Origin of the sequence: Glycocaulis albus (assembly GCF_014639075.1) — a bacterium.
Classification (GTDB): Bacteria; Pseudomonadota; Alphaproteobacteria; order Caulobacterales; family Maricaulaceae; genus Glycocaulis; species Glycocaulis albus.
This window is the reverse complement of sequence record NZ_BMFS01000007.1, coordinates 27,676-42,268: the sequence shown is the minus strand read 5'-3', so window position 1 is coordinate 42,268 and position 14,593 is coordinate 27,676. Positions and strand designations below refer to the sequence as shown.

The following is a 14,593-nucleotide window of genomic DNA, read 5'->3' as shown; positions in this document are numbered from 1 at the left end:
TCCCCAATTGCCGGAGGCCCGATGTCGCCTGTCTGGTTTGTGATCATAGCGGGCGTGAGCGCGCTTATTGCTGCTCCCGTCACCCGCGCCGCCGGGCGCTTTGCCGGGCCGCTGCTGGCCCTGGTGCCGGCCTTCCTGTTTGTGTCGCTTCTGATGCAATTGCCGGATCTTCCGGTCGGCACCGCGATTTTGCAGTCGATTGAGTGGGTGCCAGCCTATGGCGTATCGCTGGGCTTCCGGCTGGACGGCTTTTCGCTTCTCTTTTCGCTTCTGATCACCGGGATCGGCACGCTGGTGGTGATCTATGCGGGCAGCTATTTCAGCGACGATGCGAAGGACCGCGGCCGCTTTCTGGGGTTCATCCTGCTGTTCATGACCGCGATGCTCGGCACCGTGCTCGCCGATGACCTCATCATGCTCTTCATCTTCTGGGAGATGACCAGCCTGGTCTCTTTCTTCCTGATCGGCTTCAAGCATGAGGATGCGAAGGCCCGAAAGGCCGCGTTGCAATCGCTGGTCGTCACGGCGGGCGGCGGCCTGGCACTGCTGGGCGGCATCATCATTCTGGGGCTGACCGCCGGTACATTCTCCCTGACGGAGATCACCGCGCAGGCGCCGCAGATCGCCACATCGCCTGCCTTCCCGGCGATTATCGTTCTGGTGCTGATCGGCTGCTTCACCAAGTCGGCCCAGTTTCCTTTCCACTTCTGGCTGCCTAACGCCATGGCCGCGCCGACCCCGGCCAGCGCCTATCTTCACTCCGCCACCATGGTGAAGCTCGGCGTCTACCTGCTGGCCCGCTTCGACACGGGCTTTGGCGAGTATCTGATCTTCTATGCGCCGCTGATGATCTTCGGCGGGATCACCATGCTGATCTCGGCCTATGCGGTGATGCGCTCGACCGGCTTCAAGGCGGTGCTTGCGTGGTCGACCGTGTGCTCGCTGGCCACGCTGGTCCTGCTGGTTGGTGTGCCCGGCGAGGCGGGCGTCAAGGCGATGATCGGCTTCCTGGTCGCTCACGCGCTCTACAAGGCGGCACTCTTTTTTGCTGCTGGACAAGTCATTCACTCCACCCATCAGTATGAGCTGGCGCGTCTCGGGGGGCTTCGCTTCAAGCTGCCCATTACCGCGATTGCGAGCCTGCTGGCGGCCATCTCCATGGCGGGCGTGCCTTTCTTCCTTGGTTACAAGGCCAAGGACCTGTTCCTGACGGCCGCCTTTGACGGCGGAAGCTGGGGCATGTGGCTCACAGTCGTGGCGCTGGCGAGTTCGGCCGTGATGACGGCAGTGGCGGGCCTTGCGGCGCTGAAACCCTTTTTCCTGAAGCCGCCTTATGGCGAGGTGAAGCTCTACCACAACGAATATTACGGCATGGCCCTGCCGCCGCTGGCGCTGGGCCTTCTGGGTCTCGCCATCGGCGTCATGCCGGCTCCTGCCTGGAACAGCGTCCTCATTCCGGCGATGAGCGCGCTTTATGGCAGCACCATCGCGCTGGAGGTGCATGCCGCACCCAGCCTGGGGCTGAAATTCCTCATCACGCTGGCCCTTCTGGCCTCCGGGGCGGCGCTGGTCTGGTTCTGGAACCGTCTCTATCGGGACCCGGACAATGTGAAGGCCAATGTGGTCTTCGCAGACCTTGGCTATGGTGCTGTCATGGGCTGGCTGGACCGGGCAGGGCAGGTCACGGCGCGCCTGCTGCAGATGCTGTCCTTGCGGACCTACATCGCGGTCACGCTCGGCGTCTCCACGCTCGCCCTGTTGCTCGCGCTTACCGGCTTCTCGGCCGACATGATAAGCGCCGCCGCGGCCGAGCCGGTCCGCCCCTACATGGCCGTGGTGCTGGTTCTCACGCTGATCGGTGCAGCTGTTGCCGCTTTCGCGCGCTCGGTGCTGATCTCGATCCTGGGCGTGGGCATTGTCGGCTACACCATGGCGGTGGTCTTCCTGCTGAACGGCGCGCCTGACGTGGCGTTTACCCAGTTCACGGTCGAGACGCTGTCCATTGTGATCCTGCTGGCCGTGCTGCTGCGCCTGTCACTGAAGCCTGCGCCCCAGCAATCCCTGCTCAAGCGTCCGCTGGCGCTGGCTGTCTCCGCCGGGTTCGGCATTGCGGTGGGCCTTGGCGTGCTGGCGATGAGTGTCCTGCCTTTCGACCGGCGCCTGTCGGACTTCTTCGGCGAGGCGAGCTATCTCGAGGCACAGGGGCACAACGTCGTCAACGTCATCCTCGTGGACTTCCGTGCACTCGATACGCTTGGCGAGATTGCCGTTGTGGCCTTTGCGACCCTGTGTGTCTGGGCGCTACTGCGCCGCCGCGTGAAGAAGGAGGGCTAGGCCATGCAATCGGTCATTCTCAATGCGCTGGCACGCCTCTTCTTCGTTGCCATGCTGATCTTCTCGGTCTTCATCCTGCTGCGCGGGCATGACTCGCCCGGCGGCGGCTTTATCGGTGGTCTGGCGGCGGCGGCGGCGTACACCGTGATCACGCTGGCCTTCGGGGCTGCCAAGGCGGAGCGCTGGCTCATCCTGCACCCGGTCGTGCTGATGGGTGTGGGCCTGTTCTGCGCCATACTGTCGGGACTGCCGCCCCTGATCGGCGATTTTGGGGGCTTCCTCTACCATCTGTGGTGGGAGGGACAGATCGGCTTTCTCCAGCTGAAGCTCGGCACCACGCTGCTGTTTGATCTGGGTGTGTATTTCGTCGTCGTCGGCGGGGTGTTGTCCATCCTGTTCCGCATGTACGAGACCGGTGCCGAGGAGGCGAACTGATGACGCTTCTCTACGCTCTATCCGTGGCCGCAATAATGGCCGCTGGCGTCTATCTCATGATGGACCGCAACATCATCCGCATCGTGCTGGGAACGGCCCTGATTGCGACGGGCGTCAATCTGGTCATCTTCCTGGCCGGGCGGCTGGGGCCGACGGCGCCTGCGATCATCGAGACCGGCGCCTATACCTTGGGCGAAGATGCCGCCAACCCGCTGCCGCAGGCGCTCGTGCTGACAGCGATCGTCATCGGCTTTGCGCTGCTGGCGCTTGCCGCCATCGTCGCCTACGAGGCCACGCGGGCGCTGGGCACCGTCAATGCCGACGAGATGATTGCCGCGCGCGAGGAAGGCAATCCGTTCGAGCCGGCGTCACGCGAGGGGAGCTCTGCCCGCAAATGAGCACTGATCTTCTGGTCATTCTTCCCATCATCCTGCCCCTGACCATGGCCGGTTTTTGCGCGGTCTTCTGGCTGCGGCCGGGCTGGCAGCGCTGGATCACCGTTACCGGCATGACGCTGATGGCGGCGGCCGCCTTCGCCTTGCTGGCTGGCGTGCTCAGTCAGGGCGTAATGGTGTCCCAGCCCGGCAACTGGGCAGCACCTTTCGGTATCGCCATCGTGGCCGACCCGCTGTCGGCGCTCGCCGTCGCAGCCGCCAGCCTGGTGGCGCTGGCCGCCTCGGTCTATGCCTTCCGCGGCGTCAGCGAGAATGCGTTGCATGGCGGATTTTTCCCGCTTTTCTGTGGCTTGATGGTCGGTGTGAACGGCGCGTTCCTCACTGGCGACATCTTCAACCTCTATGTCTGGTTCGAGGTTTTGCTGGTGTGCGCCATCGGCCTGCTCGTGGTTCATCGCGACGGGGTCAATCTGGACGCTGCGGTGAAATATGCGGCGCTCAACCTGTTCGGCACCACCATGTTCCTCACCGCCGTCGCATTTCTCTATGGCGCGGCCGGCACGCTCAACTTCGCCGACCTGGCGCGGGTTGTGCCGGAGCTTGGCGCCTCGGCGGGCCTGACCTTTGCGCTGGTGCTTTTCCTTTTGTCGCTCGGCGTGAAGGCCGCGGCCTTTCCGCTCTTCTTCTGGCTGCCAATTGCCTACCACACCACGCCGCCGGTCGTGTCGGCCCTGTTCGGGGCGCTTCTGACCAAGGTCGGCATCTATGCGGCTTTTCGCATTTTCATGCTGCTCTTCGAGGGCACAACCGGTCTGGTGGGCGAGATCGTTGTCTGGATGGCCGCGATCACCATGATCACGGGTGCCATTGCCGCGCTGGTGCAGACTGACCTGCGCCGCATGCTCGCCTTCCTGATCGTGTCGGGCATGGGCTATCTGATGATGGGGCTTGCCCTGTCGACGCCCGAAGGGCTGGGGGCAGCCAGCTTCTATCTGATCCACGACATCATCGTGAAAGGGGCGGTGTTCCTGCTGGCCGGCGTGATTGCCGTGGCGGCGGGGTCCTCCGACCTGACGAAAATAGGCGGGCTGATCCGTACGCATCCCGTACTGGCGGTGATCTTCCTTGGGGCGGGCCTGTCGCTTGCCGGCTTGCCGCCATTCTCCGGCTTCTGGGCGAAGGTGCTGGTGGCAGACGCCGCGTTTGACGGAGCCAGGCCGGTCCTGGGCGGCATTGCGCTGGGTACCGGGCTCGTCAGCCTTCTGTGCGTGGTGAAGATCTGGATGGAAGCCTTCTGGAAGACCGGGCCTGAAGGGATGCGCGTTACCGCGCGCCTGCCACTGGTGATGATGGTGCCTGCCACCGCTCTGGTCCTCGTCAGCCTGGCTATTGGCCTCTACGCCGATCCGCTGATGGACATGGCGGCGCGCGCAGGCGCAGGACTGGCTGATCCTTCTGCCTATATTGAAGCCGTGATGGGGGCAGGCGAATGAACCCGTTTCGAGTGATCGTGAAGCTGGGGATTTGGGCGCAGCTCGGTGTGATCTTCCTGATCGAGCTCTTCAAGTCGTCATTCGCTGTGGCCTGGGCGGTCATCAATCCGGCGATACGGGTCAATCCGGCCATTCTCGCGGTGCCGCTGGAACTGAAGACCGATATCCATATCGCCACGCTGGCAAACCTGGTGTCGCTGACCCCGGGAACCACGTCCCTGCATGTGTCAGAGGACCGTAAGACGCTCTACGTGCATGCGCTCGATTGCCCGGATCCCGATGCCGTCATTTCCGGTATCAAGACGACGTTCGAGAGCATTCTACTCAAGGCGGAGGCGTAACGGCCATGATCCCTGACTTCCTCTCCGTCTACCTGCTGATCGGACTGATGTTCGGCCTGTTGCTGACAGGAATCCGGCTGGTCATCGGTCCGGGCCTGGCCGACCGTTTCGTGGCGCTGGACATGATGACGGTGCTGGCCATCGGCATCACGGCGCTCACCACCCTGGTCACCGGACGGCGCGAGTTTCTCGATATCGGGCTCGGGCTGGCGGTGACGGGCTTTGTGGCGACTGTGGCGCTCGCCGTCTTCCTGGAGCGCAAGGAGACAGACGAATGATCCGCGAGATTATTGGCGCCGTCCTGATGCTGGGCGGCATGGCCTTCCTCATCATCGCTGCCATTGGCGTGTTCCGGCTGCCGGACCCGTTCCTGCGCCTGCACGCTTCCACCAAGGCGGGCACGCTGGGTGCAGGCCTTCTGGTGGCGGGCGTCGCGGTATCCTATACCGGCGCCAATCTGGGCATGACCGCTTTTCTGATCATTGTCTTCCTGCTGGCGACCTTGCCCGTGGCCGGACACCTGCTCGGCCGCGCCATGTACGTGTCAGGCGCGGATTTTGTGATGAAGGACGGCAATGACGGGCTGAAGGGCGTGCTTCCGCGTGCGCAAGCCTCGCTGGAAGAGCGCCTGGCCGCGCGCAGCCCCGATGCGGCCCTGCCATCGCCCGAAAAGACGAAGGAAAAGGCCGCAAAGGCCAGGGTCACAACCGGCGAATAGAAAAAGGGCGGCTCATCCGAGCCGCCCTTTTAAGTTTCAGGTCAGGGGAAACCTGTGAAATGAAGCCACCAGCTAGTTAGACGGACGCCACACCCCGTCCGGCCCCTGGCAGACCCACTCATACCGGCCCGTGATCTGCACCTGGCGGCAATTCTGGTTCACCTGCTGGGACGGATATTGCGGCTGCACGCCCTGCGGCTGGTAGCTATAGGGGTCATAGCCCGGCCCACCGGCCAGCTGGCTGTTATCCTGATAGCCATAGCCGCTATTGTCATAATAGGGATCATAGCCCTGCTGGCTGTAGCCTTGCTGGCTATAGCCATATTGCTGCTGGCCATAATGCCCCTGCTGGTAGCCCACCTGCGGGCGCGGACCGCCGGGCAGATGGTCGCAATTGCTGCCGCGTCCGCTGACGGCGCCGCCTGCCAGCGCCCCAAGGCCGGCTCCGGCTATGACCGCACCATCATTGGAGCGGCGCTGATAGGGCTCGACATAGCCGCGCCCGCGATGGCCGCGATAACGGCCATGGCCGCGATGACGATCCCATCCGCGATGACCATAGTGCTGGTTGCGGTAATGGTCATCGCGCCTGTCTGATTCGCGCGCATTGTGGATTTGCGCCCCGACGACCGCGCCGAGAAGGCCGCCAATCACGGCGCCCGCGACCTGCTGGTTGCGCTGCTGGGAGATGCATTCGGCATAGGTCTGCTGGGCCTGCGCGGCAGGGGCCAGGGCCAGCGGGGCCGCAAGCGCTGCGGCAGCGATGGCCGAACTTTTCAGAACATGTTTCATCGCAAGGGGCTCCTTTCGTGCCTGGTCCTTGAGTATGCGGTCACCCTGCCAGATCGCGGATGAGCGCAACATGAACGAAAGCCGCCCCGCAAACATCTTGCAGGGCGGCTCACGCGTCGTCCCTGACGGGGAGGCTACTGGTTGCGGGCGACCTGCCAATAGCCGTAGCGATCCTGGCACATACGCACCCGGTCATAGGCGACCTCGCCATTGGGCAGGAAGATTTCCGCATCCCCCCAGCGGCAGCGCTGATTGCCCCAGTTGTGGAAGTCGCGCGCATAGACCACGCCGCGCACGCCCGAATAGGGGTTGTGCCAGTAATACGGGTTGCCCGTGGAGAAGGCGTAGTGCGTGGCATAGTGGTACTGGCCGCGGTCACAATCGCTGAGCGCCGCGCCCAGCCCGCCGCCGATCAGGCCACCGGCCAGCAGGGCGCCAGCATCGCCGTCCGACACGGCAGCGCCCAGTAGTGCGCCCACAAGTGCACCGGCAGCGACACTGCCGCCGCTCGGACGGCATACGCCATCGGTATAATAGAAGTTAGCGCGGCTGTAGTTGGAGTGATAGCGCGGGCTATACGTCCAGCCGGAATAGTTCACGTGGTGGTGGACAATCCGCACCGGCGGCGTCCAGCGCACATTCCGGCGGCCATACCGGTTCACATAGTAATGGTTGTGATACACTGCGGGTGCCCGCACCGCATTCGAGCGTGAATAGCGCACATTATAGTGGCGGTGGCGGTAGTTCGGCCTGGCGTGATGGTGGGGCCGGTTCTGCCATTGCCCGTGCTGGGGCCTGCCCTGAGGCCGGTGCTGCTGCGGACGGTGCTGCCACTGCCCCTGCGGACGGTGTTGTGCCTGTCTGCGGTCCTGCCAGTCCCGGCGGTCGGGGCGGCCTTGCGGACGCTGCTGCGCCTGCCGGCGATCCTGCCAGTCGCGGCGGTCCGGGCGCCCCTGAGGCCTGCTTTGCGGCGTCTGGCCGCGCTGGGCCTGCTCGCGGCGCTGCTGGTACTGCGCACGGCGGTCACTGTCGCCGCGCCCCTGCCATTGACGGCGCGGCTCGTTCTGTTGTGCGACGGCTTGCTGCGGGGCGATGGCTGGCCGCCCGCCGGGGCGGGTGGGCTGCCCCTGCTGTTGCAGGCGCTGGGTTGCCTCGCGCTGGCTCATCCATTGACGGCGCTGCGGCGCCTGTTGCTGCTGGGGTGCGCTCTGGCGGGAAGGGCGCTGTTGCGGCGCAGACTGCTGTGGGCGCTGGCGGCCTTCCCAGCTACCGTCACGGCCACCGCCGCGCGGGCCGCGGCTTTCGCTGCCGCCACCGCGCCGTCCGCTGCTTTCCTGTCCGCCGCCGCGGCGTCCGCCCCGGCTCTCCTGACCGCCCCTGCGGCCATCGCGTTCCTGCGCGTCCGCTGACAGGTCCAGGGCGACGGCTGCTTCCGCCGACGGAATAAACGGCAGCTCGCCTGGTGCTGCGAACGCAGTCACCAGCGCAATCGCTGCTACCGATACGGTCAGTTTTCCGGTCGCCATCGGGCTTCCTCCTTGGTTCCAAGAGGCCACAATCGGGCAATTAACCAGACGGTAACAATGTCAAGCTGAGCCGAACATGAACGTCATCTTCAGGTTAAGCCATGGCCGGGCGAGGGCGCACCGCGCTTGACGATGCGGCCCGTACGGGGGCAAACGCTCGGGCATGAAGCGCCGTTCCCGTTCATCTTCGCCCAACAGGGCCGTGCCCGAGCGCAAGCTCCGGGCGACAGCGCGTGCCATTGGCGCGCGCGGCGATGGCGTCTGTCCCGATCCGGAAACCGGCGCACCGGTATTTGTGCCCGGCCTCCTGTCCGGGGAGACCGCAGATATCGTGGCGCGGGGCGAACGCGGGAGGATTGGCGAACGCCTGACCACCTCCCATGAACGCATCGCTCCTTTCTGTTCCGTCGCAGAAAAATGCGGAGGCTGTTCGCTTCAGCACTGGCAGGGCGATGCCTACCGCGCGTGGAAGCGTGACCTTGTGGTGGACGCGCTGGCGCGCGAAGGGCTCACCAGCGAGGTTCTGCCGCTTGTCGATGCAGGCGGATCGGGCCGCCGCCGGGTGGCGCTGCATGCCCGCAAGATGGGCACCCGCCTTCTGCTCGGCTTTACCGAGCGGGCAGGGCAGGCGATTGCCGACACCGATGACTGCCCGGTTGCCGAGGCGCGCATCCGCAAGGCCTTCGCGGCCTTGCGCGAACTGGCCATGGCCGTTCTCACACCAAAGTTTGACACCGCGACGATCTCGGTCACCGCCACCGATCCGGGACTTGATGTGCATGTGGCACGCAAGGGCCCGGTCACGCTGGATGACCGGCTGACGGGCGGGGAGTTGCTCGCTAGGGAAGGCTGGGCGCGCCTGACCATCGGCAGTGAACTCATCGCCGAAGGCACACCCCCCGTCGTGCGCTTTGGCATGGCGAAGGTGGCTCCACCGCCTGGTGGCTTCCTGCAGGCGACCGATGCGGGCGAGGCGGCGCTGGCGGGTATCGTCATGGACGCGCTCAAAATGGCCCTGAAACTCGCTCCCAAAGACGCACGAGGCGTAATCGATCTTTATGCGGGTTCTGGCGCGTTCGCGCTGCGCATGGCCTCTCTGGCGCCTGTAAGGGCTGTGGAGGGCGAGGCGGCGCCCCTGGCGGCGCTCGATCACGCTGCGCGCCATACGCCGGGCCTGAAGCCTGTTAGCGTCCTGCAGCGTGATCTGGCGCTGGAGCCGCTCTCGATTCGCGAGCTTTCCGGCGCGGCGATGGCCGTCGTCGATCCGCCGAGGGCGGGGGCGAAGGAACAGATGGAATTGCTTGCCGGGTCCGGCATACCGGTCATTGTCTCCATCAGCTGCAACCCGGCGACCTTTGCGCGCGACGCAGCGATCCTCACGCGCGCCGGATATCGCATGGGGCCTGTCACGCCCGTGGACCAGTTCGTCCACACTGCGCATCTCGAATGCGCGGCCGTGTTCACGAAGGGCGCGTAGCTCCCGCCATCTGGGGTCCCGGCCCCCGAGCCGGGACCCATGGAGCACATATCACGCCTGTTCGCTCGTTTTTTGCGTTTTCCCGGCGTATGCCGGGATCCAGAGAAGCACTGGGCACCGGCTTTCGACGGTGAGACGCCAGTACTGGCTGAGAGGGCAGCAATAGGTCCCGGCCCCCGAGCCGGGACCCCGGTATAGTTATTTTGCCAATCACCCCCCCCACCGCCTAACCCCTGTGGACGTGTGCGGCGGGCGGGGCTATCACGCGGTCCTTAACTCATTGCAGGCCAGTTCCCATGCACGACATACGTTTCATCCGCGAGAATCCGGACGCTTTTGACGCCGCCATGACAAAGCGCGGACGCGGGCCGGAGGCATCACGCCTTCTGGAGCTCGACACGGCCCGCCGCGAAGCGACCGCGCGCCTGCAGGAGCTGGAAACGACACGCAACACGAAGTCCAAGCTGATCGGTCAGGCCAAAGCCAAGGGCGATGACGCGCTGTTCAACCAGCTGCGCGCCGAGGTGGATACGCTCAAAAGCCAGATGGACGAGGCCGCGACAGAGCAGGCTAAAGCCGACGAGGCGCTTCGCACCGAGCTGGCCTCGCTGCCCAACCTGCCGATGGACGATGTGCCTGAAGGCGCAGACGAAAACGATAATGAGGAAGTGCGCGGCTGGGGCGAGCCCAAAGAGTTTGCGTTTGCGCCGAAAGACCATGTGGCCATCGGCGAGGGGCTTGGCGGGCTCGATTTCGAGGCCGCTGCCGCCATGTCCGGCGCGCGCTTTGCGGTGCTCAAGGGTCAGCTTGCCCGGCTGGAGCGCGCGCTCGCCGCCTTCATGCTGGACATGCACACGCTTCAGCATGGCTATTCGGAAACCAGCGTGCCGCTTCTGGTGCGCGATGAGGCGCTGTTCGGCACCGGGCAATTGCCCAAATTCTCCGAGGACCAGTTCCACACCACCGATGGCCGCTGGCTCATCCCCACCGCCGAAGTGCCGCTGACGAACCTCGTGCGCGATGCGATCCATGCCGAGAGCGCCTTCCCGATGCGTCTGACGGCGCACACGCCCTGTTTCCGCTCTGAGGCCGGGGCGGCGGGGCGTGATACGCGCGGGCTGATGCGGATGCACCAGTTCTACAAGGTGGAATTGGTCTCCATCGTGAAGCCCGAAGAGAGCGAAGAGGAATTGGAGCGCATGACGGGCTGCGCCGAAGCCGTGCTGCGCGCTCTGGAGCTGCCCTACCGGGTGATGCTGCTGTGTGCCGGCGATATGGGCTTTGGCGCGCGCAAGACCTACGATCTTGAGGTCTGGCTGCCGAGCCAGAACACCTATCGCGAGATTTCCTCCTGCTCCAATTGTGGGGACTTCCAGGCCCGGCGCATGGAGGCCCGTTTCAAGCGCGAGGGCGAGAAAAAGCCGGAATATCTCCACACGCTCAATGGCTCCGGCGTGGCGGTCGGCCGCGCGCTGCTGGCGGTGTTGGAAAATCACCAGAATGAGGACGGATCGGTGACGATACCGGCGGCCCTGCGTCCCTATATGGGCGGTATCGAGGTGCTGAAACCGTGAGCAAGCTTTTTACCGGCACCAATCCGCGCATCCTGATCACCAATGATGATGGCATCCGCGCGCCGGGGCTGAAGGTTCTGCGCCAGATCGCTGAATCCATTTCCGACGATGTCTGGGTGGTGGCCCCTGCCGAGGAGCAGTCCGGCATGAGCCGGGCGCTCTCGCTGAACTCGCCCTTGCGCGCGCGCCGCGTCGCCGACAAGCGCTATGCCGTGACGGGTACGCCGGCCGACTGCGTGCTGATGGCGATCAATGACATCGTGGAGGGCAAGGAGCCTGATCTGGTGCTGTCGGGCGTCAATCGCGGCCAGAACATCGCCGAGGACGTGACGGTTTCGGGCACGGTGGCCGGCGCCATGCAGGGCCGCCAGATGGGGATTCCTTCCATCGCCTTCTCGCAGGCTTATGGCTTTAGCGGGCGCGACACGATCAAGTGGCAGACGGCCAGCGCGTTCGGCCCGGTTATCCTGAAAAAGCTGCTTGAGGAGCGCTGGTCGGAAAATGTCGTGATGAACGTCAATTTCCCGGACCGCGAGCCGGAAGATGTCCACGAGATCGAGGTGACGGTTCAGGGCATGCGCGACCAGCACAATATCAAGACCGTGCGCCGCGAGGATTTGCGCGGGCAGGCCTATTACTGGATCGGGTTTGAGGGGCGCCCTTCAACTCCGGCGGTCGGCACTGATCTGCGCGCCATCTACGAAGGCCGCATCTCCATCACGCCGCTGCATCTCGATCTGACCCATCATGCCACGCGCGACCGGCTGGCCGATCACTTAAGCGGTCCGGTGGAAGCGCCGGTTGAAAGCTGAAGGCGGCCATGAGCGGGGGCTTTGACACGCGCGTTATCGAGCTGGTCATGGCGCTGCGTAATGCGGGTATTCGTGACAAGGCGGTGCTATCGGCGATCGAGCGCACGCCGCGCGACCTGTTCGTGCCGGAGAATTTCGCTGATCACGCGTTTGAAAACCGCCCTTTGCCGATTGATTGCGGCCAGACCATTTCCCAGCCCCTCATCGTCGCCCTGATGACGCAGGCACTAGAAGTGACCGACCGCTGCAAGGTGCTGGAGGTCGGCACCGGTTCCGGCTACCAGGCCGCGGTGCTGGCGCGCCTGTGCCGCCGGGTCTACACAATCGAGCGCTACAGAACCCTCTCGCAGGAGGCCGTAAAGCGCTTCGAGGCGCTGCGTCTGACCAATATCGTGACCCGCATTGGTGATGGCACCAAGGGCTGGCCTGAGCAGGCGCCGTTTGACCGCATCATCATCACCGCTGCTGCGCCCTCTCGCCCGGATGCGATTCTCGCCCAGCTGCGCGAAGGGGGCATCTGCGTGGCGCCGGTGGATAATGGCCCGGTGCAGACGCTCTATCGTTACCGTGTGGAGAACGGCGAAATCAGTGACGAAGCGCTCATGGATGTGCGCTTTGTGCCACTGGTTGAGGGCGTGGCGCGCACCCTGTGACGCAATAATGTGAACGGACGCTAACTTGACCTTGCTGTGGGAGGGTTCATGCTGCCCTGAGGGACTGGATTGTCTTTCAAAGGGAGATGTCCGCATGAAATCGCGTAATTTTATCACCGGGATGGCCGCTGCGGCAGCGGCGCTCGCCATGGCGTCTGCCGTATCGGCGCAAGAGATGTCCGAAGCGGCGGCGGAACGGCTCGCCCAGTTTGAACGCACCGGCGAAACCCGTACCTGTGTCAATCTCACCCAGGTGCGGTCCATCCAGCCGCTGGACGACCATCATTTCCTGGTCGAGATGCGTAATCGTGACATGTATCTCAATGTGGTCAACGGACGTTGCAGCCGCGCCGCCAGCGCGGGCACCTATCTGCAATACTCCACCACCGGCAGCCAGCTGTGCCGCAACCAGATCGTCGATGTCGTGGACAATGGCGGGCAGGGCATGCTGTCCGGCAGCTGCGGCCTGGGCGATTTCGAGCGCCTGACGCATATCGAGGAAGGTGAAAGCGCCTCGCGCTGACACTTTGCGCGTAGCTAACGCGTGATTAACGCTCCCGCGCCATGATGCCTGTCCGTACCCCTTTGGTGCGGACAGGGTTGGCGGTTGATGATAGCGCAGGCGTTTCGTTGGGCGGCTTTGGCGGTGCTTTGCGCCGCTCTTGGCGCGTGCGCCTCCCGTCCCGAACCCATTCGCGGCCCGTCATCCACCTCGTCAGCCTCGCAGTCCGAGCCGGCGAGCTGCGCCAGCCGCTACACTGTCCGGCGCGGCGACACGCTGAGCGGCATTGCCGACCGGTGCGGCGTACGCTGGCTGGATATGGCTGCCGAGAACAATCTGTCAGCCCCCTACACCCTGCGTGACGGGCAGGTGCTGCTTATGCCGGGCGCCGCGCGCACCTATACGGTCCGGCGCGGTGACAATCTCTACCGCATTGCGGTCAGTCACGGGATGAGCTTGCAGGAACTGGCCTCGATCAACGCCATTCCTGCGCCCTACACGATCTATCCGGGCCAGGAATTGCAGCTTTCGGGCACAGCCCGGCCTGCGCAGACGGCATCTGCCACTCCTCCTGCCCCGAGCCAGCGCCCGGCCCAGACACCGCCTCCGGCCAGCCAGCCCGCGCAGCAACCGGCACAACAGCCTTCGCAGCCGGCTGCCGGTGCGCCCCAGTTCCGCTGGCCGCACAGCGGCGAGGTGATTGCCAATTTCGGGGCCCAGCCCGGCGGGCGGCGCAATGATGGCATCAAGATAGCGGCCAGTGTCGGCGAGCCTGTGCGCGCCGCGGCCGCCGGCGAAGTCGTATATGCGGGCAATGAATTGCAGGGCTATGGCGAGCTGGTGCTGCTGCGTCATGGCGACTGGGTGACGGCCTACGCGCACAACTCTGTCTTGCGCGTCTCGGTGGGCCAGCAGGTGGAGGCAGGCGCCGTGATAGCCGAGGCCGGTTCCACCGGATCGGCCAACCGTGTGCAGGTGCATTTCGAGATCCGGCGCGGCGTGACCCCGGTCAATCCGCTGGAATACCTGCCGCGCCGCTGACAACTGAGCACAACATACCGATCCGAGTTGCGCCTGCGGCGTGCGTGGATATAGTCCCGCGCAAATCCCCCCTTGCATCCAAGGATACAACACCATGCCCGCATTTCTCGACTCTGTGACGCTCGCTGCTGCCGGTGGCGGCGGCGGCATGGGTGCGCTGCTGATCCAGCTCTTCCCGTTCGTGCTGATCTTTGTGGTCTTCTATTTCCTGCTTATCCGCCCGCAACAGCAGCGCGTGAAGAAGCATCGCGAGATGGTCGAGGCGCTCCGCCGTGGTGACGAGGTCGTCACCGCCGGTGGTCTGATCGGCAAGGTGACCCGTGTCGCGGATGGCGAGCTGACCGTCGAGCTGGCGCAAGGTGTGCGGGTGAAAGTGGTGCGTCACACCATTTCCGAAGTGCGTGCCCGCACCGAGCCGTCCCGTTCGCGCCGCAGCGAGGACGATGCCGATGACAGCGATGAGGAACAGCGCAGCTAGCGCTCAGCGCTGCTGCGCCCTA

At 64.7% G+C, this 14,593-nt stretch carries 16 protein-coding genes; 14 read left to right on the top strand and 2 right to left on the bottom strand.

Annotated features, from left to right (window positions below; translation table 11 throughout):
• The first annotated feature begins 21 nt into the window (after positions 1-21).
• From mbhE to mnhG, 7 genes are read left to right on the top strand one after another with little or no spacing between them, the layout of a single operon-like run.
• Entirely contained in the window at positions 22-2,334 is a 2,313-nt protein-coding gene (gene mbhE / locus IEV75_RS08540; protein ID WP_188452149.1) for a hydrogen gas-evolving membrane-bound hydrogenase subunit E, read from the top strand.
• 3 nt (positions 2,335-2,337) lie between these two features.
• Positions 2,338-2,769 (top strand): MnhB domain-containing protein, encoded by a 432-nt coding sequence (locus IEV75_RS08535; protein ID WP_188452148.1) that lies wholly within the window; start codon positions 2,338-2,340, stop codon positions 2,767-2,769.
• Positions 2,769-3,167, top strand: coding sequence for an NADH-quinone oxidoreductase subunit K (locus IEV75_RS08530; RefSeq protein WP_188452147.1), 399 nt, complete (start codon positions 2,769-2,771; stop codon positions 3,165-3,167). Before IEV75_RS08535 ends, IEV75_RS08530 begins: the two co-directional genes overlap by 1 nt.
• Positions 3,164-4,657: a proton-conducting transporter transmembrane domain-containing protein gene (locus IEV75_RS08525; protein WP_233351809.1), complete on the top strand. Its 1,494-nt coding sequence runs from the start codon at positions 3,164-3,166 to the stop codon at positions 4,655-4,657. The genes IEV75_RS08530 and IEV75_RS08525 overlap by 4 nt, the downstream gene beginning before the upstream one ends.
• Positions 4,654-4,998 carry a Na+/H+ antiporter subunit E gene (locus IEV75_RS08520; protein ID WP_188452146.1) on the top strand — a complete coding sequence of 115 codons (345 nt, stop codon included), beginning with the start codon at positions 4,654-4,656 and terminating at the stop codon, positions 4,996-4,998. Before IEV75_RS08525 ends, IEV75_RS08520 begins: the two co-directional genes overlap by 4 nt.
• Positions 4,999-5,003: 5 nt before the next feature.
• Complete coding sequence (locus IEV75_RS08515; RefSeq protein WP_188452145.1) at positions 5,004-5,276, top strand: MrpF/PhaF family protein; 273 nt, start codon at positions 5,004-5,006, stop codon at positions 5,274-5,276.
• The gene (gene mnhG, locus IEV75_RS08510) at positions 5,273-5,716 is read left to right on the top strand and encodes a monovalent cation/H(+) antiporter subunit G (protein ID WP_217980349.1); all 444 of its coding nucleotides are present in this window, start codon (positions 5,273-5,275) and stop codon (positions 5,714-5,716) included. The genes IEV75_RS08515 and mnhG overlap by 4 nt, the downstream gene beginning before the upstream one ends.
• A 72-nt stretch (positions 5,717-5,788) precedes the next feature.
• On the opposite strand, the gene IEV75_RS08505 is transcribed toward mnhG, so the two are convergent.
• Positions 5,789-6,508: a hypothetical protein gene (locus tag IEV75_RS08505; RefSeq protein ID WP_188452144.1), complete on the bottom strand. Its 720-nt coding sequence runs from the start codon at positions 6,506-6,508 to the stop codon at positions 5,789-5,791.
• 134 nt (positions 6,509-6,642) lie between these two features.
• Positions 6,643-8,034 (bottom strand): hypothetical protein, encoded by a 1,392-nt coding sequence (locus IEV75_RS08500; protein WP_188452143.1) that lies wholly within the window; start codon positions 8,032-8,034, stop codon positions 6,643-6,645.
• A gap of 163 nt (positions 8,035-8,197) precedes the next feature.
• Here IEV75_RS08500 and IEV75_RS08495 point away from each other — a divergent pair, with 163 nt between their 5' ends.
• The 7 genes from IEV75_RS08495 (at position 8,198) to yajC (ending at position 14,571) form a co-directional block, all read left to right on the top strand.
• Positions 8,198-9,511, top strand: a complete 1,314-nt coding sequence (locus IEV75_RS08495; protein ID WP_188452142.1) for a class I SAM-dependent RNA methyltransferase — start codon at positions 8,198-8,200, stop codon at positions 9,509-9,511.
• 296 nt (positions 9,512-9,807) lie between these two features.
• Positions 9,808-11,085, top strand: coding sequence for a serine--tRNA ligase (gene serS, locus IEV75_RS08490; protein ID WP_188452141.1), 1,278 nt, complete (start codon positions 9,808-9,810; stop codon positions 11,083-11,085).
• Positions 11,082-11,897, top strand: coding sequence for a 5'/3'-nucleotidase SurE (surE, locus tag IEV75_RS08485; protein ID WP_188452140.1), 816 nt, complete (start codon positions 11,082-11,084; stop codon positions 11,895-11,897). Before serS ends, surE begins: the two co-directional genes overlap by 4 nt.
• 8 nt (positions 11,898-11,905) lie before the next feature.
• Entirely contained in the window at positions 11,906-12,550 is a 645-nt protein-coding gene (locus IEV75_RS08480) for a protein-L-isoaspartate(D-aspartate) O-methyltransferase (RefSeq protein WP_188452139.1), read from the top strand.
• Positions 12,551-12,644: 94 nt separating this feature from the next.
• Positions 12,645-13,073 carry a DUF6491 family protein gene (locus IEV75_RS08475; RefSeq protein ID WP_188452138.1) on the top strand — a complete coding sequence of 143 codons (429 nt, stop codon included), beginning with the start codon at positions 12,645-12,647 and terminating at the stop codon, positions 13,071-13,073.
• Between the two features lie 87 nt (positions 13,074-13,160).
• Positions 13,161-14,093, top strand: coding sequence for a peptidoglycan DD-metalloendopeptidase family protein (locus IEV75_RS08470; RefSeq protein WP_188452137.1), 933 nt, complete (start codon positions 13,161-13,163; stop codon positions 14,091-14,093).
• Between the two features lie 94 nt (positions 14,094-14,187).
• On the top strand, positions 14,188-14,571 hold the full coding sequence (yajC, locus tag IEV75_RS08465) for a preprotein translocase subunit YajC (RefSeq protein ID WP_188452136.1): 384 nt from the start codon (positions 14,188-14,190) through the stop codon (positions 14,569-14,571).
• Positions 14,572-14,593: the final 22 nt, after the last annotated feature.